Source organism: Nocardioides sp. JCM 18999 (assembly GCF_055391175.1).
Genome location: NZ_AP043887.1, coordinates 1,408,379 through 1,429,117 on the forward strand (window position 1 = coordinate 1,408,379; position 20,739 = coordinate 1,429,117).

The following is a 20,739-nucleotide window of genomic DNA, read 5'->3' on the forward strand; positions in this document are numbered from 1 at the left end:
GATGCCTCCTCGCCGCCTTCGTCTGGATGCGGAGCTGGTTCGACGGACGTTGGCTCGCTCCCGCGAGCACGCCTCCGAGCTGATCGCCGCCGGCCGGGTCACCGTCGCCGGAGCGCTCGCGACCAAGCCGGCGACCGGGGTCACCACCGATGTCGCCATCGTCGTCAAGGACGATCCGCTGAGCCCGGACTACGTCTCCCGCGGCGCGCACAAGCTCGTCGGGGCGTTGGACGCGTTCGGGCCGCTGGGGCTCGCGGTCACCGGGAAACGGTGCCTGGACGCCGGTGCCTCCACCGGCGGGTTCACCGACGTCCTGCTCGAACGGGGCGCAGCCGAGGTCCTCGCGGTCGATGTCGGCTACGGGCAGCTGGCCTGGAAGCTCCAGTCGGACCCACGCGTCGTCGTGCACGACCGCACCAACATCCGCGAGATCACGCCCGAGCTCCTCGGCGGCCAGGTCGACCTGATCGTCGGTGACCTCTCGTTCATCTCCCTCGAGCTCGTGCTCGACGCCCTCCTCGGCGTGGTCCGGCCCGACGGTGACCTCGCGCTGATGGTCAAGCCCCAGTTCGAGGTCGGGAAGGATCGGGTCGGCAAGGGCGGGGTGGTGCGCGACTCGGCACTGCGGGCCGAAGCCGTCCTCGGGATCGCCCACGCGGCGGGCACCCGCGGGTGGGGCACCCGCGCGGTCACGACCAGTCCGTTGCCGGGACCGTCCGGGAACGTCGAGTTCTTCCTCTGGCTCCGGCGAGGTCCCAGCGAGGTCACCGACGAGGAGATCACCGACGCCGTGTTCCGGAAGGTCGGTCTGGCAGATCTGTCCGACGCCAATGAGAAGGTGGATCCATGACCGCGTCGATGAGCGGGACCGGCACTGACGTCCGCAGGGTCCTGATGCTGACCCACACCGGGCGTCCGGAGGCACGCGAGATCGCCGCCGCGTTCGTGAAGGCCCTCGGGGCCCACGGCGTCGTCGTCCGGATGTCGGCGGACGAGGCAGCGGAGCTCGGCGTCGACACCACGGCGCTGACTCCCGGGTTCGAGCTCGGAGAGACCGCCGACGGGTGCGAGCTGGCGCTCGTCGTCGGTGGTGACGGATCCATCCTGCGCGCCGCCGAGGTCACCCACGGCAGCGGCATCCCCGTGCTCGGCGTCAACCTCGGACACGTCGGCTTCCTCGCCGAGGCCGAGGCCGACGCCGTCGACTCGGTGCTCGACGCCATCGTCGGGCGCCGGTACGCGATCGAGGACCGGTTGACCCTCGACGTCCGGGTCCTGACCGACGGGGTCGAGACCTTCCGTACCTTTGCGGTCAACGACGCGAGCGTCGAGAAGGCATCCCGGGAGCGGATGCTCGAGCTGGTCATCGAGGTCGACGACCGCCCGTTGTCCCGGTTCGGCTGCGACGGCGTCGTGTGTGCCACGCCGACCGGCTCGACGGCCTACAACTTCTCCGCGGGAGGCCCGATCGTCTGGCCCGACGTCGAGGCACTGCTGATGGTGCCGATCAGCGCGCACGCGCTGTTCGCCCGACCGATCGTGGTGTCACCGACCTCGACGCTGGCCGTCGAGGTCATCCGCGGCACCAACGGTGCCGGGATCCTGTGGTGCGACGGCCGCCGTGCGATCGATCTCGCCCCGGGGGCCCGGATCGAAGTCACCCGCGGCGAGCACCCGATCCGGCTGGTCCGGCTGCACGAGGCCCCGTTCACCGACCGCCTGGTGGCCAAGTTCGACCTGCCCGTCGACGGCTGGCGCGGCACGACCGAGCGCCGTGGAGGTGCCGATGCTTGAGGAGATCCGGATCAGCTCGCTCGGGGTGATCGACGCCTCGACCCTCGAGCTCGGGCCCGGACTCACGGTCGTCACCGGTGAGACCGGCGCGGGCAAGACGATGATCGTGACCGCGCTCGGGCTGCTGCTCGGCGGCCGCGGCGACGCCGGCTCGGTCAGGACCGGCGCTCGCGCCGCCCGGGTCGAAGGCACCGTCGTCACCTCCGCCCTCCCGGCCCTCGGCGCTGCCGTGGCCGAAGCCGGCGGCGAGATCGAGGACGACCGTCTCCTCCTGGCCCGGACCGTCGCCGCTGAAGGACGCTCGCGCGCTTTCGTCGGCGGAGCCTCGGTCCCGCTCACCACGCTCGGCACCGTCGCCTCGCCGCTGGTCGCGATCCACGGTCAGTCCGACCAGCACCGCCTCCTGCAGGCCCGAGCCCAGCGCGAGGCACTCGACCGGTTCGGCGGGGGGCCGCTGCTGGCTGCCCGCGACGCCTACGCGGCGACGTACGGTGCCCTGGTCGCGGTGGAGCAGGAGCTGGCCGAGGTCAGCTCCGCCGTCCGCGAGCGCGCCCGCGAGGCCGACCTCCTCCGGTTCGGGGTCGCCGAGATCGACGCCGTGAGCCCGGTGGCGGGGGAGGATGCGGAGCTGGCGGCGGACGAGGAGCGGTTGGGCTTCTCCGACTCGCTGCGCACCGCCGCGGAAACCACCCGTGACGCGCTGTCCAGCGAGGACGGAGCCACCGACGTCCTCGGACTCGTCAGCTCGGCGCGCGGCGCGTTGGAGAGCGTCCGTTCCCACGACCCGGAGGCCGCGCAGCTGGCCGACCGGCTCGGGGAGCTCACCTACCTGCTCGCCGACCTCGCCGCCGACGTCGCCTCCTACGCCTCCCGGATCGAGACCGACCCGGCCCGGCTGGCCGCGGTCTCGGAGCGGCGCGCCGCGCTGACGGCGCTGACCCGGAAGTACGGCGAGACCGTCGACGACGTCCTGGCCTGGGCCACCACGGCCGGCGAGCGACTCCTCGACCTCGACGGCACCGACCAACGGCTCGACGAGCTGCGGCAGCAGCGCCTCGACCTGCGGCACCGGCTCGCCGGGGAAGCCTCCGTCCTGTCGGGCCTGCGGGGCCAGGCGGCCGAGCGACTGGCGGTCGAGGTCACCGCGGAGCTGGCCCACCTGGCGATGCCGCACGCGCGGGTGAGCATCGCGGTCACCCAGACCGAGGCGGCCCCCGACTCGCCGAAGGTGCCGCTGGAGATCGCCGGTCGGCACCTGCGGTTCGGCTCCGGAGGTGTGGACGAGGTCGAGTTCCTGCTCGCGGCCAACACCGGCAGCGAGCCCCGACCGTTGCACAAGGGTGCGTCGGGCGGAGAGCTCTCCCGCGTGATGCTCGCCCTCGAGGTCGTGCTGGCCATCACCAGTCCGGTCCCGACGTTCGTGTTCGACGAGGTGGACGCCGGGGTGGGTGGAGCCGCCGCCGTCGAGGTCGGACGACGCCTGGCCAAGCTCGCTGACGTCGCCCAGGTGCTCGTGGTCACCCACCTGCCCCAGGTCGCAGCCTTCGCCGATCGGCACGTGGTCGTGCAGAAGTCCCACGACGGGACCGTCACCAGCTCCGGACTCACCGTCCTGGACGAGGCCGGGCGGGAGCGGGAGCTGTCGCGGATGCTGGCCGGTATGGCCGACTCCGAATCGGGCCTCGCCCACGCTCGGGACCTGCTCGAAGCGGCCCGCGCGGACCGCTGACACGCCGCACCCGCTGCCCGGATCGCTCCGGTCACGATGGGACGATGGCACGGTCATGAGGATCGCCCCCCGCACCACCCCAGCGCTGCCCGGGATCTCCGGCCCGGCGCGGGTCGGGCGGCCCACCCATGCCCTGCTCCCGCGGCTCAATCCCGGCGACATCGCGGTCCTCGACCACCGCGACCTCGACCGCGCGACCGCCGAGGCGCTGGTCCGCACCGGCGTGGGAGCGGTGGTGAACGCTCGGCCGATGATCTCGGGCCGCTACGCGAACCTCGGGCCACTCGTGCTCGCCGACGCGAACATCCCGATGGTCGAGGAGATCGGGATGTCCGCCTACGCCCGCCTCGCCGACAACCCCGAGTCGATCCGGATCCATGACGGCCGGATCTACCTGCCCAACCAGGTCGTGGTCTCGGGGCGGCAGGTCGCGCGCGAGGAGATCCTCGAGGAGATGGAGGCGGCCCGTCAGGGCCTCGCGGCCCAGCTCGAGACCCTCACCTACAACAGCACCCACCTGGTCCAGCGCGACCGGGACCTCCTCCTCGAGGGACTCGGCCTGCCGGCGCTGAACTGCGTCCTCACCGACCGACCCGTCCTCGTGGTCGGTCACGCCAACCCGGCCGACATCGATCACCTGCGCTCCTTCGTCGCCCAGGAGAAGCCGGTGGTCATCGCCATCGACTCGGCCGCCGATCGCCTCCGCGCGCACCGGATCCGCGCCGACATCCTCGTGCTGACCCAGCCCGACCGGATCCCGGCCACCAAGATCCTCACCCAGGCGCGTGACGTCCTCGCGGTCAGCGAGGAGTCGGGGGCCGCCGAGCTCGTCGAGCAGATCAGCCGCACCGGGGTACGGGCCGGGCTCGTCAGCGCCCACCTGGGCGGTGACGAGGTCGGACTCCTGATCGCCCACCACGGCGGAGCCCGGCTGATCGTCGGTGCTGGGCTGCCGACCTCGTTGAGCGACCTGCTCGACCAGCAGCGCCCCGGACTCGCCGGCACGTTCCTCGCCCGCCTCGTCGCTGGCGCCGCCTACGTCGACGCGGAGGCGGTGGCCCGTCTGCACACCGGGCGGGTGCGCCCGTGGCAGATCGGATCCGCGCTCCTGGTGGGTGTCGCGGCGCTCGTCGTCGCCGTCTCCTCGACCCCGGCCGGCCAGGCCTGGTGGGACACGCTGGCAGAGTGGGTCGGATGAGGAAGCTCTTCGGGCTCGTCGCCCTCCTGCTCGTCCTGGCCCTCGGCGTCGCTCTGGGCGCTGGACCTCTCGGCGACCGGATCGACGACCGCTTCGGGTCGGAGCCGACCACGGCGGACGGCTCGGGCGCTCCCGATCCGGAGGGGGCCAGCGGTTCCGATCCGCTCGACAGCGCCTTCATCGCCGGCCTGGCACCGGAGCAGCTCGCCGGGGCGCTGACCGGCCAGCAGGTCTCGATCATCACCCTGCCGGGAGCCCCGGAGACGATCCGAGCCGCCGTCGACGCCAACATCGTCGCCGCCGGGGGAGCGGTCGCCAGCACCGTGCAGGTCACCGACGAGCTGACCGACCCCGCCAGCAAGCAGCTGGTCGACTCGCTCGGCACGCAGCTGACCACCCAGGTCCCCGGCGTCGTCGATCCCGCCCTGACCACCTATCCGCGGATGGGTGCGTTGCTCGGCGCGGCGGTCGGCAGCAACGGGACCACGACACCGCCGACCGCCGCCGTGGAGACGATCCGCGACGCGCTCGCCACCGGGTCCTTCGTCAGTGGGCCGATCACCGGGGGCCCGGCGTCCCTGCTCCTGGTCGTGGCCGGCGACGATCTCGACGACGCCATCATCACCGGACTCCTCGCCGGGATGCAGACCCAGACCAAGGGCCTCGTCCTCGCCGGCGTGACCAACGACGGCGACATCGCCTCGGTCCGCGACGCCGCCCTGGTCCTCGGCACGTACGACGGCGCCGAGACCGCGGGCGGACAGGTGAGCGCGGTCAACCTGCTGGCGCTCCAGATCGCCAAGCCCGGTGGCTCCTACGGCGCGTCCGGTTCTGACGGATCGGTCGTCCTGCGATAGGATCGAGGCCCATGAGGTCGGGGTCCAGTACTAAGCACGTTTTCGTCACCGGAGGCGTCGCCTCCTCGCTCGGGAAGGGCCTCACGGCATCCAGCCTGGGCCGACTTCTCCGCTCCCGCGGTCTGCGGGTGACGATGCAGAAGCTCGATCCGTACCTCAACGTGGACCCGGGAACGATGAACCCGTTCCAGCACGGCGAGGTCTTCGTCACCAACGACGGCGCCGAGACCGATCTCGACATCGGCCACTACGAGCGCTTCCTCGACGTCGACCTGGTCGGCCACGCGAACGTCACCACCGGACAGGTCTACTCCAACGTGATCGCCAAGGAGCGCCGCGGCGACTACCTCGGCGAGACGGTGCAGGTGATCCCGCACATCACCAACGAGATCTGCGACCGGATCCTGGCGATGCACAGCCCCGAGATCGACGTCTGCATCACCGAGATCGGCGGCACGGTCGGTGACATCGAGTCCCTCCCGTTCATCGAGTCCGCCCGCCAGGTGCGGCAGAAGCTCGGCCGCGACAACGTGTTCTTCGTGCACGTCTCCCTGGTGCCGTACATCGGCCCGTCCAAGGAGCTCAAGACCAAGCCCACCCAGCACTCGGTGATGGCGCTGCGCCAGATCGGTATCCAGCCCGACGCGATCGTCTGCCGCGCCGACCGCGAGCTGCCCCAGTCGATCAAGTCCAAGATCGCGCTGATGTGCGACGTCGACGACGAGGCCGTGGTCACCGCCGCGGACGCGCCGAGCATCTACGACATCCCCAAGGTGCTCCACCGCGAGGGCCTCGACGCCTACGTGGTGCGCAAGCTCGGCCTGCCGTTCCGTGACGTCGACTGGTCGGTGTGGGACGACCTGCTGCGCAAGGTGCACCACCCGAAGGAGGAGGTCGAGGTCGCCCTGGTCGGCAAGTACATCGACCTGCCCGACGCGTACCTCTCCGTCGCCGAGGCGCTCAAGGCCGGCGGCTTCGCCAACGAGGCGAAGGTCAACGTTCGCTGGATCGCCTCCGACGAGTGCGAGACCCCCGCCGGCGCCGCTCACCACCTCAGCGACGTCGACGCCGTCCTGGTCCCCGGCGGCTTCGGCATCCGTGGCCTCGAGGGCAAGCTCGGCGCGCTCACCTACGCCCGCACCCACGGCATCCCGACGCTCGGCATCTGCCTCGGCCTGCAGTCGATGGTGATCGAGTACTCCCGCCAGGTCCTCGGCCTGGAGAAGGCAGCCTCGACCGAGTTCGACCCCGAGACCCCCGAGCCCGTCATCGCCACGATCGCCGAGCAGATGGCGTTCGTCGAGGGCGCCGGCGACCTCGGCGGCACGATGCGCCTGGGTGCCTACCCGGCCGCGCTCAAGGCCGGCTCCCTGGCCCGCGAGGTGTACGACGGCGAAGCGGTCATCGAGGAGCGGCACCGTCACCGCTACGAGGTCAACAACGCCTACCGCGAGCGGCTCGAGGAGGCCGGCCTGGTCTTCTCCGGCACCAGCCCGGACAACAACCTGGTCGAGTTCGTCGAGCTTCCCCGCGACGTGCACCCGTACTACATCTCGACCCAGGCCCACCCGGAGCTGAAGTCCCGCCCGACCCGCCCGCACCCGCTGTTCTCCGGGCTGATCGCCGCCGCGATCACCCGCCAGAAGGAGCAGCGCTTCCCGATCGACGAGAGCGGCCTGCACCGCGAGCCCGAGACGGTGGAGCCGACCGAAGCTCCGCTGGACTGAGCCGCTCCGTGTCCGCTGACAAACCGGAGAGCTGGCCGATCGTCGACCAGACCACGATCCACGCCGACGCGTGGGTGGTCGGCGTCGGCAAGGACGCCATCACCCGCCCGGAGGGTGGTGAGCCGTTCGAGCGACTGGTGGTCAGCCACCCCGGCGCGGCCATCGTGCTCGCCGTCGACGACGAGCACCGCGTCCTGGTGATGAGTCAGTACCGGCACGCCGTCCGGCACCGGATGGTGCAGCTGCCCGCCGGGATCATCGACCACGACGGGGAGAGCGCGCTCGAGGTCGCCCAGCGCGAGCTGCGCGAGGAGGCGGAGTACGCCGCCGCGTCCTGGACGCCGCTGATCTCCTACTTCGTCTCGCCGGGGCTGACCAACGAGGAGTTCCACATCTTCCTCGCGCGCGACCTCAGTCCCGCCGACCGGGGGGACTTCGAGCTCGTCCACGAGGAGGCCGACCTGGTCACCGAATGGGTGCGCTTCACCGACCTCCTCGACGACGTCGTCTCCGGCCGCGTCCGGGACGGTGCTCTCGTCACGGCGGTGCTGGCCTACAACGTGATGTCGCGCCGCGGGCAGCTGTGACCGGCACCCCGGCGCGCGCGGTCCGGACCTGGCTCGACCACCTCACGGTCGAGCGGGGCCTCTCGGCCAACACCCTGGCCGCCTACCGCCGCGACCTGGGTCGGTACCTGGACTTCCTGGCAGAGCAGGGGATCGTGGATCTCGACGCCGTCAGCGAAGCGACGATCTCCGACTTCCAGGTTCGTCTGCGCGAGGGGGACCGCGATCACGCGGCGCTGAGCCCGACGTCGGTGGCGCGCATGGTCGTCGCGGTCCGCGGCTTCCACAAGTTCGCCCTCGCCGACGGACTCAGCCGGACCGACCCGGCGGCGAGCGTGCGTCCGATGCGCCCCGCCAAACGACTGCCCAAGGCCCTCCCGCTGGCCGACGTGGAGGCGATCCTCGGCAGCGTCGAGACCGAGACCCACCTCGGCCTGCGGGACAAGGCCCTGCTCGAGGTCCTCTACGGGACCGGGGCACGGATCTCCGAGGCGGTCGGGCTCGACATCGACGACATCGACCTGATCAGTGGATCGGTCCTGCTGCGCGGCAAGGGTGGCAAGCAGCGGCTCGTGCCGCTCGGCTCCTACGCCCGCGCCGCCCTCGACGCTTGGCTGGTCCGGGGGCGTCCCGACCTGGCCGCAGGCGCCACCGACCGCCGCGGTCCTGGTGCGGCGGTGTTCCTCAACGCCCGTGGGGGACGCCTGTCGAGGCAGTCGGCCTGGGCCGTGCTGACCCGTGCCGCCGAGCGTGCCGGCGTCACCCGTGAGGTCTCGCCGCACACGATGCGGCACTCCTTCGCCACGCACCTGCTCGACGGCGGTGCCGACGTGCGGGTGGTCCAGGAGCTGCTCGGTCACGCCTCGGTCACGACCACGCAGATCTACACCCTGGTCACCGTCGACAACCTGCGCGAGGTCTTCGCGGCCTCCCACCCGCGCGCCCGATGAGCCCCCGATGAGCCTCCGATGAGCGCCGGCGCGATCACCTGGCCCGCGAACGGCGCGGACCCGGACGACGTACTCCTCGCCGTGCAGGAGTTCGCCGCCGGGCGCGGGATGGACCTCTACCCGCACCAGGAGGAGGCGACGCTCGGCCTGCTGAGCGGATCCCACGTCGTGCTGGCCACGCCGACCGGGTCCGGCAAGTCGCTGGTCGCGGTCGCCGCCCACGCCGCCGCGCTGGCGACCGACCGGGTGTCGTTCTACACCGCACCGATCAAGGCGCTGGTCAACGAGAAGTTCTTCGACCTGTGCTCCATCTTCGGCAGCTCCGAGGTGGGCATGCTCACCGGTGACGCGAGCGTTAACCCCGACGCGCCGATCATCTGCTGCACCGCCGAGGTGCTGGCCAACCTCGCGCTGCGCGAGGGCCGCGCCGCCGACGTCGGCCTCGTCGTGATGGACGAGTTCCACTACTACGGCGACCCGCAGCGCGGCTGGGCCTGGCAGGTCCCGTTGCTCGAGCTGCCCCAGGCGCAGTTCCTGCTGATGTCGGCCACCCTCGGCGACACCTCCGAGATCGCCCGCGACCTCACCGAACGGACCGGCCGCGACGTCGAGGTGGTCACCGGTGTGGAGCGGCCCGTGCCACTCACCTTCGACTGGTCGCTGGAACCCCAGACCGAGAAGCTCGCCGAGCTGATCACCACCGGTCAGGGCCCGGTCTACGTCGTGCACTTCACCCAGGCGGCTGCCGTCGAGCACGCCACCTCCCTGGTGGCTGCCGGCGGGCTGCCGGCTCCCTCGCCGGAGCTGGCCGAGCGGCTCAGCACCGTGGCGTTCGCCTCTGGTTTCGGCAAGACCCTCTCGGCGCTGCTGCGCAAGGGGATCGGGGTGCACCACGCCGGGATGCTGCCGCGCTACCGACGCCTGGTCGAGCAGCTCGCCCAGCAGGGACTGCTCCACGTGGTCTGCGGCACCGACACCCTCGGCGTCGGCATCAACGTCCCGATCCGCACCGTGCTGTTCACCGCCCTGGCCAAGTACGACGGCCAACGGATGCGCACCTTGCGCAGCCGCGAGTTCCTCCAGATCGCCGGGCGCGCGGGCCGGGCCGGCTACGACACCGTCGGCCACGTCGTGGTCCAGGCGCCCGAGCACACCATCGAGAACGAGCGGGCCAAGGCGAAGGCCGAGGCCAAGAACGCCGCGATGAGCGAGGCCCAACGGGCCAAGCGGGCCTCTAAGCCGACCTTGAAGAAGCCGCCGCCGGGCGCCGTGGTGTGGACCGAGGCGACCTTCGACAAGCTGGTCGCGGGGGAGCCAGAGCCGCTGGTCAGCCGGATGCAGGTCGACCACGGCATGATCCTCAACGTCCTCGCCCGCGAGGAGGACGCCTTCGGCGTGCTGCGCCGGCTGCTCACCGAGAACCACGAGCCCCGCAAGACCCAGCTCCGGTTGGCGCGCCGGGCCCTGCGGCTGACCCGTTCGCTGATCGCCTCGGGGGTCGTGGAGCGGCTCGACGAGCCGGACGGCTTCGGCCGGCGCTACGTCCTCACCGACGCGTTGCCGCCCGACTTCGCGCTCAACCAGCCGCTCTCGCACTTCGCGCTGGAGGTGCTCGACACGCTCGACACCGCCTCGCCGACGTACGCCCTCGACGTGGTCTCCGTGATCGAGGCGACCCTCGAGGGGCCGCGCGCGATCCTGCTCGCCCAGCAGCACGCCGAGCGGGGCGACCTGATCGGCAGGCTCAAGGCCGACGGCGTCGAGTACGAGGAGCGGATGGCCCTGGTCGAGGAGGTGACGTGGCCCCAGCCGCTGCTGGAGTACCTGACGCCGCTCTTCGACCTCTACCGCGCCCACCACCCCTGGCTGGCCGACGACGCGCTGCAGCCCAAGGCGATCGTCCGGATGATGTGGGAGCACGCGATGGGGTTCACCGACCTCGTCTCCCGGTTCCAGCTCGCCCGCTCCGAGGGCCTCGTCCTGCGCTACCTCACCGACGCCTACAAGGCGCTGTCGCACACCGTCCCCGAGGCGCACCGGCCGCAGGCGTTGGTCGAGCTCACCGAGTGGCTGGGGGAGACCATCCGGCAGGTGGACTCGTCCCTGATCGACGAGTGGCGTGCGTTGGAGGACCCCGACCACGTGCCCTACGACGTGCACGAGCCCGCTCCGCCGCCGCGTCCGCTGAGCAGCCAGCCCGCGTTCGCCGTGATGGTGCGCAACGCGATGTGGCGTCGGGTCGAGCTGATCGCCTACGACCGGGTGCGCGACCTGGCCGCGATGGACGACGTCGACGCCGCACGGTTCGAGCCGGCTCGCGAGGTCCTGATGGGCCACCGCGCCTGGGACGCCGCCCTGGAGGACTACTTCGCCGAGTACGACGACATCGTGCTCGACGGGGACGCGCGCGGGCCCCAGCACCTGCTCGTCGCGGACGAGCTCGATGACGGCCGTCGGGTCCGCCGGGTCCAGCAGATCGTGGCCGATCCGGAGGGTGACCACGACTGGCGGATCGAGGCACTCGTCGACCTCGATGCGTCCGACGAGTTGGGGGAGCCAGCCCTGCAGATCGTCGCCTTCCGTCGTGCCTGAACCGGGTGCCCCGGAGGGTGGCGACGCTGATAGCCTCGCGCCCATGCCCGACACCGTTCTCGGCCCCACCGGTCGCCCTCTGCCGGTCATCCCCGAGCCGCAGCCGCTGACGAGCCACGGCCCCGCGCGGGTCGTGGCGATGTGCAACCAGAAGGGTGGCGTCGGCAAGACGACGACCACCATCAGCCTGGGCGCAGCGCTCGTGGAGTACGGCCGCAAGGTGCTGCTGATCGACCTCGACCCGCAGGGGTCGCTCTCCGTCGGCGTGGGGCTGGACCCCAACGAGATCGAGATCTCGACCTATGACCTCCTGATGGACTCCGACGTCACCTGGCGCGACATCGTCCAGGAGTCGTCCGTGCCCGGCATGGACATCCTCCCGGCCGTGATCGACCTGGCCGGCGCCGAGATCCAGCTGGTCTCCGAGGTCGGCCGCGAGCAGGTGCTCAAGGACAAGATCAGCGACCTGATCCCGCACTACGACGTGGTCCTGATCGACTGCCAGCCCTCGCTCGGGCTGCTCACGGTGAACGCCCTGACCGCCTCCGACTCGGTGATCGTTCCGCTGGAGTCGGAGTACTTCGCGCTGCGCGGCGTCGCCCTGCTCACCGAGACCATCGATAGGGTGCGCAAGCGGCTCAACCCGAAGCTGCGGATCGACGGCCTGCTCGGCACCATGTTCGACGGCCGGACCCTGCACAGCCGTGAGGTGATGGCGACCCTGGTCCAGGCGTGGGGCGACGCGGTGTTCCACACCGTGATCCGGCGTACCGTGAAGTTCTCCGACGCCACCGTCGCCGGCGAGCCCATCACCGAGTTCGCCCCCGACTCCACCGGCGCGGAGGCGTATCGCCAACTCGCCCGGGAGGTGCTCGCTCGATGGCGCGCCGAGTAAGCCTGCCCAAGGCCGACGACCTCTTCCGGCCCACCACCCCGGACGCGATCGCGGCCGACGTCACCGCACCGGCCCCGCCGGCCGCCGACGCGGAGCCCGCCGAGCGCAAGCCCAGCGGTCGGGTCAAGCACGACGCGAAGATGACCGTCTACATCACCGACGACGAGCTGATGGAGATCGAGCAGGCCCGCCTGCGGCTCCGTCGCGGCCAGGGCATCGTGGTCGACCGTGGCCGACTGGTCCGCGAGGCGCTCGCACTCGTGCTCGCGGAGTACGACGCCAAGGGTGAGCGCAGCCCCCTGGTCAAGCGTCTCCGCCAGAGCTGATCGCGATGAGCACCGACGACCGCAGCGAGGTTCTGGTCGCGGACCGCGACGCCTCCGAGCACTCGTTCGAGGTCCGGCTCGACAACTTCGAGGGTCCCTTCGACCTGCTGCTGAGCCTGATCGCGAAGCACAAGCTCGACATCACCGAGGTCTCGCTGGCGACCGTCACCGACGAGTTCATCGCCCACGTCAAGGCCGGCGGATCCGCGGACAACCCGGCCCAGTGGGACCTCGACCAGACCTCGTCGTTCCTGCTGGTGGCCGCCACCCTGCTCGACCTCAAGGCGGCCCGCCTGCTGCCGTCCGGCGACGTCGAGGACGAGGAGGACCTGGCGCTGCTGGAGGCACGGGACCTGCTCTTCGCCCGGCTCATGCAGTACAAGGCGTTCAAGCAGGTCGCGAGCGTCCTCGACCAGCGCCTGGCCGAGGAGTCGCGCCGCTTCCCCCGCGCCGTCACCCTCGAGCCCCGGTACGCGAACCTGCTGCCCGAGGTGCTGATCGGGATCGGGCTCGAGGCGTTCGCCGACCTCGCGGCCAAGGCGATGGCACCGAAGCCGGGCCCGCCGCAGCTCACCCTCCACCACATCCATGCCCCGGCCGTCAGCGTCCGGGAGCAGGCCGGCATCGTCGTGGACCGGTTGCGCCGCTCCGGGATGCTCACCTTCCGAGCCCTGGTCGGTGACTCTCCCGACACGCTCACGACGGTCGCACGCTTCCTCAGCCTGCTCGAGCTGTTCCGCGAGGGCGCCGTCGCCTTCGACCAGGTCACGCCGCTGGGTGAGCTCACGGTCCGCTGGACCGGCGACGAGAACGCGGACGTCGACGCGTTGATCCATGATGAGTTCGATGGTGCGCCGCCGCTGCCCGACGCGGTCGGCGACACCGAGGAGGAGACCGATGACTGACGCCGGAACCGAGTCGAGCGAGGAGTCCCTCGCCGTGCCCGTGGTCGATCTGCGTCCGGGCCTCGAGGCCCTGCTGATGGTCGCCGACCAGCCGCTCGACGTCGCCACCCTCGCGAGTGCGGTCGGACATCCCGCCGGGCAGGTGGAGACCGCCCTGCGCGAGCTCGCCGAGGAGTACGACCGTGAGCGCCGAGGATTCGACCTGCGCAACGTCGCCGGCGGCTGGCGCTACTACACCCGCGACGAGTTCGCGCACGTCGTCGAAGGCTTCGTCCTGGACGGCCAGCAGGCCCGCCTGACCCAGGCCGCGCTGGAGACCCTCGCCGTGGTGGCCTACCGGCAGCCGGTCTCGCGCGCCCGGGTGAGCGCGATCCGCGGGGTCAACGTCGACGGCGTGATGCGCACCCTGCTGGCGCGCGGCCTGGTCGAGGAGGCCGGCAACGACCCGGAGACCGGCGCCAACCTGTACCGGACGACGACGTACTTCCTCGAGCGGATCGGGGTGACCAGCCTGGCCGAGCTGCCCGAGCTGGCGCCGTACCTGCCGGAGATGGACGAGCTCGAGGACGAGCTCGTCGGGATGACCTCCCCCTCGGCGCACCCGATGACGACGGAGAACGACGATGCCTGACATCTCACCCGATGCCCTCGACGACGAAGGGCTGATCCGACTGCAGAAGCTGCTCGCGCTGGCCGGGATCGCGTCCCGTCGCGGGTGCGAGGAGCTGATGCTCGACGGCGAGGTCGAGGTCAACGGTGAGGTGATCACGCGGCTGGGGACCAAGGTCAACCCGGCGGTCGACAAGATCCGCGTCTCCGGGAGGCTGCTGCCCCCGATCAGCGACAAGGTCTACCTCGCCTTCAACAAGCCGCGGGGCGTCACCTCGACGATGAGCGATCCGCACGCGGCGCGCACGCTCGCCGAGTTCGTCGCCGACCGGCCCGAGCGGCTGTTCAACGTCGGCCGCCTCGACACCGACACCACCGGCCTGCTGCTGCTCACCAACGACGGCGACTTCGCCCAGCGGATCGCCCACCCCTCGTTCGAGATCCTCAAGACGTACGTCGCCGAGGTCGAGGGGCAGGTGTATCCGCGCACGGTCAAGCAGCTCCTCGCCGGTGTCGAGCTGGACGACGGTCCGACCCAGGTGCACCACGCGAAGGTCGTGGAGACCCGGGCGAACAAGTCCATCGTCGAGCTGACCATCCACGACGGCCGCAAGCACATCGTCCGCCGGCTGCTGGCCGAGGTAGGTCACCCGGTGACCCAGCTGACCCGGATCCAGGTCGGTCCGGTCAAGCTCGGCAAGCTGCGTCCCGGGGTGATGCGCCCGTTGACCGATGACGAGCTCGGCATCCTGCTCGACACCGACCTCCCCGCTTCGCCGGGTGAGACAGCAGCCGAGGACGACGCCGCGGATCGCTAGTCTGTGGCGGCGGCCCGAACGGGCCGCGACCAGTGCAGGACAGACGAAGGAGGCGGCTGTGGCCGTGCGGGCGATCCGGGGAGCGACACAGCTCGAGGTCGACGACGCCGCTCACATGGACGAGCGCGTCACCGAGCTCCTGCGGGCGGTGATGCAGGCGAACGGACTCACCACCGACGACGTGATCTCCGTCCTCTTCACCGCGACCGCTGACCTGAACTCCCGATTCCCGGCGGTGGCAGCGCGCAGCCTCGGCTTCGCGGACGTGCCGCTGATCTGTGCCAGGGAGCTCGAGATCGAGGGCAGCCTCCCGCGCGCTGTCCGGTTCATGCTCCACATCGAGACCGATCGGCGCCGCGACGAGATCGTCCACGTCTACCAGTACGGCGCCACCGTGCTGCGGCCCGACCTCACTGAGCGATGACCGGTCCTGCGGCCCTGCTGCGCGGCCCGGTCGAGGTCATCGGGGTCGGTCTGCTCGGCACCTCGGTCGCCCTGGCCTGCCGCCGGGCCGGCCTCGAGGTCCTGCTCAGCGACCTCGACGCCGACCACGTCCGCACCGCGACGTCGCTGGGTGCGGGCCGTGCCCGGACCGCGACCGACCGCCCTCAGCTGGTCGTCGTCGCGGTCCCGCCGGACCTGCTCGGCCCGGTCATCGCCCAGGCGCTCGCCGACAGCGACGCCGTTGTGACCGACGTCGGCAGCGTCAAGGGCGCTCCGCTGGCCTCCCTCGCCGGCAATCCCGGGGTGGCCCGCTACGTCGGATCGCACCCGATGGCCGGCAACGAGCGGTCGGGCCCGCTCGCGGCGAGCGCCTCCCTCTTCGACGGGCGTCCCTGGGCGATCTCGCCGCACCCCGACGCCGACCCGGACGCGATCGAGCTGGTGCGCCGGCTGGCCGCCGTCTGCGGCGGAGCGGTGATCGAGCTCGACCCGGCCGACCACGACCGGGCGGTCGCCCTGATCAGCCACGTCCCGCACCTGATGGCGGTGCTCACCGCGCGACGTCTGGCCGGCGCCCCGGCAGGACACCTCGCGCTGTCCGGCCAGGGTGTCCGCGACGTCACCCGCGTCGCCGGCGGCGACCCGGCGCTGTACAGCCAGATCGTCAGCGGCAACTCCGCTGCGGTGGCCGCACTGCTGCGCGAGGTCCGCGACGACCTCGACACCCTGCTGGGAGCGGTGGAGCAGGCCGACCGCGCCTCGGTGGAGCAGCTGCTGCGGCGAGGCAACGACGGCACCCAGGTGATCCCCGCCAAGCACGGCGGACCCGCACGCGCGATGCGCTCGGTCTACGTCGCCATCCCGGACGCACCGGGGTCGCTGGCCCGCCTGTTCGCCGACGCCGGTGAGATCGGGGTGAACATCGAGGACGTGCGGATCGACCACGACCCGGCCCGCGAGGTCGGGATCGTCGAGCTCGTCGTCGAGGACTCGCTGGCCGACGACTTCCTGGTCGCGCTCGAGTCCCGTGGCTGGGTGCCCCACCGCTGACCGCACTAAGATCGTGGCCCATGAGCAACTCCGGTCACGCCCCGCTGGTCATCGCTGTCGACGGCACCTCCGGCTCCGGGAAATCGAGCACGGGGCGCGGTGCCGCTGACCGGCTGGGACTGCGCTACCTCGACACCGGCGCCCAGTTCCGTGCGATGACCTGGTGGATGCTCAGCCACGGCGTCGACGTCCACGACGCCGACGCCGTCGCCGCTGCGGCGTCGCGTCCCGAGATCCTCTCCGGCACCGATCCGCTCGCGCCCACCATCACCCTGGACGGGACCGACGTCTCGACCGAGATCCGCTCGGACGAGGTCAACGGTGCCGTCTCGCCGGTCAGTGCTGTCCCCGCCGTCCGCACCCGCCTGCTGGAGCTGCAGCGGAGCATCATCACCGCGGCCCTCGAGGGTGAGGGCATCGTGGTCGAGGGCCGTGACATCGGCTCCGTGGTCTGGCCCCAGGCGGAGCTCAAGCTCTACGTGTCCGCCGATGCCTCCGCCCGCGCCTCGCGTCGGGCCGCCGAGGCCGGCGGCGACGTGGCCGCCACCCAGGCCTCGCTCGAGGCCCGGGACGTGATCGACTCCGGCCGCAGCACCGCACCCCTGACCCGGGCCGACGGCTCGATCGCGCTCGACACGACCCACATCACCCTGGAGCAGGCCATCAGCACCGTGGTCGACTGGGCGAACGAGGTCCGCGCGACCACGCCGGCGTGAACGTCCTCGTGGGTGCCGCGCCACCGCCGCGCGTCCTGCTCGACTCGCCGGTCCGTGCACTCGCTCAACGGGCTGCGCGCCGACGGTGGGACGTGCACGTCGAGTCGGCAACCGTTCCCGCCGACGGCCCCGTGATCGTCGCCGCCAACCACATCGGGGTGATCGACGGCCCCCTGCTGGCGATCCTCGGACCCCGCCCCGTGCACGCCCTGACCAAGGCCGAGATGTTCCACGGCATCGGGGGAGCGTTCCTGCGGCAGAGCGGCCAGATCCGCCTGGACCGGGGCCGCGCCGACCTCTCCGCGATCAGGGCGAGCCTGGCCACCCTGGAGGCAGGACGCGCGGTCGGGATCTTCCCGGAGGGCACCCGCGGCGCCGGCGACTTCGCGCGGATCCACCGAGGTGCCGCCTACCTCGCCCTGGTCAGCGGTGCACCGATCGTCCCCGCCGTGTTCCTGGGCACCCGTGACCCGGGCGCCCCGAGCGGATGGATCCCGCCCGCCGGGCGGCGCATCGACCTGGTCTTCGGCGAGCCGCTGCGCCTCGATCGGGTGAATTGGCCCCGGACGCGCGACAATGTAGGTGCGGCGACCGCTCGCGTGCGCTCCCACCTGATCGCGCACCTGGAGGCCACCCTGCACGCCACCGGGCTCACCCTGCCCGGACCGCTACCGTCCCCGGAGGACAACTGATGACTGACCAGGCTCCCGTCGACCGTTTCGACGAGGACGGCTACGAGGCCGACTTCGGCTCCGAGCCCACCGGCCCCGTGCCGGTGCTCGCCGTCGTCGGTCGGCCGAACGTCGGCAAGTCGACCCTGGTGAACCGGATCATCGGACGCCGTGAGGCGGTCGTCGAGGACGTGCCCGGGGTGACCCGCGACCGCGTCTCCTACGACGCCGAGTGGTCCGGCCGTGCGTTCACCGTCGTCGACACCGGCGGCTGGGACCCGGACGCCAAGGGCATGGCCGAGCGGATCGCCTACCAGGCCGAGGTCGCGATCTCGCTCGCCGACGCCGTGCTCTTCGTCGTCGACGCCAAGGTCGGCATCACCGACGCCGACGAGGGCGTCGTCCAGGTGCTCCGTCGCAGCGGCAAGCCGGTCGTGCTGGCGGCCAACAAGGTCGACGACGACCGCACCGAGGCCGACGCGATGCTGCTGTGGAACCTCGGACTGGGTGAGCCGCGTCCGATCTCCGCGATGCACGGTCGTGGCACGGGTGATCTCCTCGACGCCGTACTCGAAGCGCTGCCGGAGCCGCCCCCGGTGGCCGAGGGACGCGAGATCGGCGGACCGCGCCGGATCGCGATCGTCGGTCGACCCAACGTCGGCAAGTCCAGCCTGCTGAACAAGCTCGCGGGCGAGGAGCGCGTCGTCGTCGACAACGTCGCCGGCACCACCGTCGACCCCGTCGACGAGCTGATCGAGCTCGGCGGCCGGCAGTGGCGGTTCATCGACACCGCCGGCATCCGCAAGCGGGTCAAGGAAGCCTCCGGCCACGAGTACTACGCCAGCCTGCGCACCACGACCGCGATCGACCGCGCCGAGGTGGCGGTGCTCGTCCTCGACGCCGAGCAGTCCATCGCCGAGCAGGACGTCCGGATCCTGCAGACCGTGCGTGAGGCCGGCCGGGCGCTCGTGATCGCGTTCAACAAGTGGGACCTCGTCGACGACGAGCGTCGCTACTACCTCGAGCGCGAGATCGAGCGGGAGCTCGTCCAGGTCCAGTGGGCCCCGCGGATCAACGTGACGGCTCGCACCGGATGGCACATCGACCGGATCGTGCCCGCCCTGGACAAGGCCCTCGCCGGCTGGGAGACCCGGGTCGGCACCGGGGCGCTGAACACGTTCCTCGGCCGACTCGTCGCCGAGCACCCGCACCCGGTCCGCAGCGGCAAGCAGCCCAAGGTGCTCTTCGGCACCCAGGTCGCCGCGGCGCCGCCCACCTTCGTGCTCTTCACCTCGGGCAAGCTCGACGCGTCCTACGAGCGCTACATTGAGCGTCGGCTGCGCGAGGACTTCGGGTTCGTCGGCACGCCGATCGTCCTCGAGCAGCGCGTCCGCGAGAAGCGGAAGCGTTCCTGATCTGACCGGAGTGTGAGCGATGCGGGTGCACGGACTCGACTGTGGACCGATGGCCCCGCCGCTCACCCCACGCCTCCCGGCGAACTGCCTCCTGATCGAGGCGGCTGACCGGCTGATCCTGGTCGACACCGGGTTCGGGCTCGCCGACGCCGCGGACCCGAAGGCACGGCTGGGTTCGACCCGGTTCATCCTGCGGCCGTCCGGGGACCCGGCGACGACAGCGATCCGGCAGATCGAGGCACGCGGCCTGGACCCGCACGACGTCCGCGACATCGTGCTCACCCACGCCGACATCGACCACACGGGTGGCTTGGCCGACTTCCCGTGGGCTCGCGTTCACACGTCGGGTGCCGAGATCGCCGCGGCCCTGCACCCCACGACCCGCCTGGAACGCACGCGGTACGCCGGCCCGCAGCTCGACCACCGACCCGACTGGGTGCACCACGAGGTCGCCGGCACCAGCTGGCGGGGGTTCGAGGCGGTCGAGCAGATCCTCGACGGCGTCCTGCTCGTCGGCTTCCCGGGCCACACCCGCGGGCACTGCATGGTCGCGGTGCAGGCGGGGGAGCGGTGGCTCCTGCACGCCGGTGACGCCTTCTACAGCCGGACCCAGCTCGACGGCCGACGTACCTCGCGCACGGTGCTGCTCAGCGAGCGAGCCTTCGCCCTGGACTGGCCGCAGGTGCAGGCGAACCATCGTCGACTGGCCGAACTGATCGCCGCGCCGGAGGCGACGGACCTGCACGTCTTCGCGGCGCACGATCCCGAAGGGTTCGTCGGAGTCCCCGAACTAGGCCCCGATTCCTGACCCGCTCCCTGGCTGTTGTAGTGTTCACACGCTCCGGTGACGGAGTGTTCGGGCTGTAGCGCAGCTTGGTAGCGCACCTGACTGGGGGTCAGGGGGTCGCAGGTTCAAATCCTGTCAGCCCGACCGATCGAAAAGGGTCTCTGAACTGCGGAAACACGCAGCAGAGGCCCTTTTCTGTTTGTACCTTCTCACCTGTGTCGCCGGTCGTCCTCACGTCGTTCCTGGCGGGCCGTGCAGCACCCTCGGTGTGTACTCGACCAGCTGGATGCGGCCGTCGAAGGTACGGCTGTCGGTCATGTCGAGGCCGACGTCGGGGTAGTTGTCGTCGATCCGCTCCGCACCCGTCGCCCCGGTGATCACGGGGAAACCACACGGAATCGATCGACGAGACCGGCTTCGAGGAGGGACCGGCTCAATGCCAAGCTGCCGATGGTGCGCATGGACGTGGTGCCGGTCTCCTTCATCGAGCGCACCGCCGCAACGGCGTCGCCGGCGACCAGGGTTGAGTTCGACCACTCGAGCGGTGCAGTCAACGTGCTGGAGAAGACGATCTTGGAGAGCGCTCCCAACACGTCCGTCCCGGGTTCGCCGTCCTGGGTGAAGCCGTGCATGAGGCGGTACGTGTTCGCGCCCAGGAGCACCAGGTAGTCCGTTTCGGGGCTCACGCTG

At 71.3% G+C, this 20,739-nt stretch carries 22 protein-coding genes and 1 tRNA gene; 21 read left to right on the forward strand and 2 right to left on the reverse strand.

Features of this window, described 5'->3' with window-relative positions; all coding sequences use genetic code 11:
- Nucleotide 1: 1 nt before the first annotated feature.
- The 21 genes from ACZ5J1_RS06785 (at nucleotide 2) to ACZ5J1_RS06885 (ending at nucleotide 20,193) form a co-directional block, all read left to right on the forward strand.
- On the forward strand, nucleotides 2–850 hold the full coding sequence (locus tag ACZ5J1_RS06785; protein WP_464563731.1) for a TlyA family RNA methyltransferase: 849 nt from the start codon (nucleotides 2–4) through the stop codon (nucleotides 848–850).
- A complete protein-coding gene (locus tag ACZ5J1_RS06790) occupies nucleotides 847–1,794 on the forward strand; it encodes an NAD kinase (protein WP_464563733.1) in 948 nt (315 codons plus the stop codon). The genes ACZ5J1_RS06785 and ACZ5J1_RS06790 overlap by 4 nt, the downstream gene beginning before the upstream one ends.
- A complete protein-coding gene (gene recN / locus ACZ5J1_RS06795; RefSeq protein ID WP_464563734.1) occupies nucleotides 1,787–3,523 on the forward strand; it encodes a DNA repair protein RecN in 1,737 nt (578 codons plus the stop codon). The genes ACZ5J1_RS06790 and recN overlap by 8 nt, the downstream gene beginning before the upstream one ends.
- A gap of 55 nt (nucleotides 3,524–3,578) precedes the next feature.
- Nucleotides 3,579–4,721, forward strand: coding sequence for a putative cytokinetic ring protein SteA (steA, locus tag ACZ5J1_RS06800; RefSeq protein ID WP_464563736.1), 1,143 nt, complete (start codon nucleotides 3,579–3,581; stop codon nucleotides 4,719–4,721).
- Nucleotides 4,718–5,578, forward strand: a complete 861-nt coding sequence (locus ACZ5J1_RS06805) for a copper transporter (RefSeq protein ID WP_464563738.1) — start codon at nucleotides 4,718–4,720, stop codon at nucleotides 5,576–5,578. The genes steA and ACZ5J1_RS06805 overlap by 4 nt, the downstream gene beginning before the upstream one ends.
- A gap of 11 nt (nucleotides 5,579–5,589) precedes the next feature.
- Nucleotides 5,590–7,305: a CTP synthase gene (locus ACZ5J1_RS06810; RefSeq protein WP_464563739.1), complete on the forward strand. Its 1,716-nt coding sequence runs from the start codon at nucleotides 5,590–5,592 to the stop codon at nucleotides 7,303–7,305.
- 8 nt (nucleotides 7,306–7,313) lie between these two features.
- On the forward strand, nucleotides 7,314–7,892 hold the full coding sequence (locus tag ACZ5J1_RS06815; RefSeq protein WP_464563740.1) for an NUDIX domain-containing protein: 579 nt from the start codon (nucleotides 7,314–7,316) through the stop codon (nucleotides 7,890–7,892).
- The gene (gene xerD, locus ACZ5J1_RS06820) at nucleotides 7,889–8,821 is read left to right on the forward strand and encodes a site-specific tyrosine recombinase XerD (protein WP_464563742.1); all 933 of its coding nucleotides are present in this window, start codon (nucleotides 7,889–7,891) and stop codon (nucleotides 8,819–8,821) included. The genes ACZ5J1_RS06815 and xerD overlap by 4 nt, the downstream gene beginning before the upstream one ends.
- Nucleotides 8,822–8,839: 18 nt before the next feature.
- Nucleotides 8,840–11,413, forward strand: coding sequence for a DEAD/DEAH box helicase (locus tag ACZ5J1_RS06825; protein ID WP_464563744.1), 2,574 nt, complete (start codon nucleotides 8,840–8,842; stop codon nucleotides 11,411–11,413).
- On the forward strand, nucleotides 11,355–12,308 hold the full coding sequence (locus ACZ5J1_RS06830; protein WP_464563746.1) for a ParA family protein: 954 nt from the start codon (nucleotides 11,355–11,357) through the stop codon (nucleotides 12,306–12,308). The genes ACZ5J1_RS06825 and ACZ5J1_RS06830 overlap by 59 nt, the downstream gene beginning before the upstream one ends.
- The gene (locus tag ACZ5J1_RS06835; protein ID WP_464563748.1) at nucleotides 12,293–12,634 is read left to right on the forward strand and encodes a hypothetical protein; all 342 of its coding nucleotides are present in this window, start codon (nucleotides 12,293–12,295) and stop codon (nucleotides 12,632–12,634) included. The genes ACZ5J1_RS06830 and ACZ5J1_RS06835 overlap by 16 nt, the downstream gene beginning before the upstream one ends.
- 5 nt (nucleotides 12,635–12,639) lie before the next feature.
- On the forward strand, nucleotides 12,640–13,539 hold the full coding sequence (locus tag ACZ5J1_RS06840; RefSeq protein ID WP_464563750.1) for a segregation and condensation protein A: 900 nt from the start codon (nucleotides 12,640–12,642) through the stop codon (nucleotides 13,537–13,539).
- The gene (gene scpB, locus ACZ5J1_RS06845) at nucleotides 13,532–14,170 is read left to right on the forward strand and encodes an SMC-Scp complex subunit ScpB (RefSeq protein ID WP_464563751.1); all 639 of its coding nucleotides are present in this window, start codon (nucleotides 13,532–13,534) and stop codon (nucleotides 14,168–14,170) included. The genes ACZ5J1_RS06840 and scpB overlap by 8 nt, the downstream gene beginning before the upstream one ends.
- A complete protein-coding gene (locus ACZ5J1_RS06850) occupies nucleotides 14,163–14,966 on the forward strand; it encodes a pseudouridine synthase (protein WP_464563753.1) in 804 nt (267 codons plus the stop codon). The genes scpB and ACZ5J1_RS06850 overlap by 8 nt, the downstream gene beginning before the upstream one ends.
- Before the next feature lie 58 nt (nucleotides 14,967–15,024).
- A complete protein-coding gene (gene aroH / locus ACZ5J1_RS06855) occupies nucleotides 15,025–15,390 on the forward strand; it encodes a chorismate mutase (protein WP_464563754.1) in 366 nt (121 codons plus the stop codon).
- Entirely contained in the window at nucleotides 15,387–16,460 is a 1,074-nt protein-coding gene (locus ACZ5J1_RS06860; RefSeq protein ID WP_464563756.1) for a prephenate dehydrogenase, read from the forward strand. Before aroH ends, ACZ5J1_RS06860 begins: the two co-directional genes overlap by 4 nt.
- A gap of 20 nt (nucleotides 16,461–16,480) precedes the next feature.
- Nucleotides 16,481–17,176 (forward strand): (d)CMP kinase, encoded by a 696-nt coding sequence (gene cmk, locus ACZ5J1_RS06865; protein ID WP_464563758.1) that lies wholly within the window; start codon nucleotides 16,481–16,483, stop codon nucleotides 17,174–17,176.
- Complete coding sequence (locus tag ACZ5J1_RS06870) at nucleotides 17,173–17,868, forward strand: lysophospholipid acyltransferase family protein (RefSeq protein WP_464563760.1); 696 nt, start codon at nucleotides 17,173–17,175, stop codon at nucleotides 17,866–17,868. Before cmk ends, ACZ5J1_RS06870 begins: the two co-directional genes overlap by 4 nt.
- A complete protein-coding gene (der, locus tag ACZ5J1_RS06875; RefSeq protein WP_464563761.1) occupies nucleotides 17,868–19,262 on the forward strand; it encodes a ribosome biogenesis GTPase Der in 1,395 nt (464 codons plus the stop codon). The genes ACZ5J1_RS06870 and der overlap by 1 nt, the downstream gene beginning before the upstream one ends.
- Nucleotides 19,263–19,311: 49 nt before the next feature.
- A complete protein-coding gene (locus tag ACZ5J1_RS06880; protein ID WP_464563763.1) occupies nucleotides 19,312–20,070 on the forward strand; it encodes an MBL fold metallo-hydrolase in 759 nt (252 codons plus the stop codon).
- 49 nt (nucleotides 20,071–20,119) lie between these two features.
- Nucleotides 20,120–20,193: transfer RNA gene (locus ACZ5J1_RS06885), tRNA-Pro, on the forward strand.
- Nucleotides 20,194–20,280: 87 nt separating this feature from the next.
- On the opposite strand, the gene ACZ5J1_RS06890 is transcribed toward ACZ5J1_RS06885, so the two are convergent.
- Nucleotides 20,281–20,430 (reverse strand): hypothetical protein, encoded by a 150-nt coding sequence (locus ACZ5J1_RS06890; RefSeq protein ID WP_464563765.1) that lies wholly within the window; start codon nucleotides 20,428–20,430, stop codon nucleotides 20,281–20,283.
- Entirely contained in the window at nucleotides 20,427–20,735 is a 309-nt protein-coding gene (locus ACZ5J1_RS06895; RefSeq protein ID WP_464563767.1) for a dihydrofolate reductase family protein, read from the reverse strand. Before ACZ5J1_RS06895 ends, ACZ5J1_RS06890 begins: the two co-directional genes overlap by 4 nt.
- Nucleotides 20,736–20,739 lie beyond the last annotated feature (4 nt).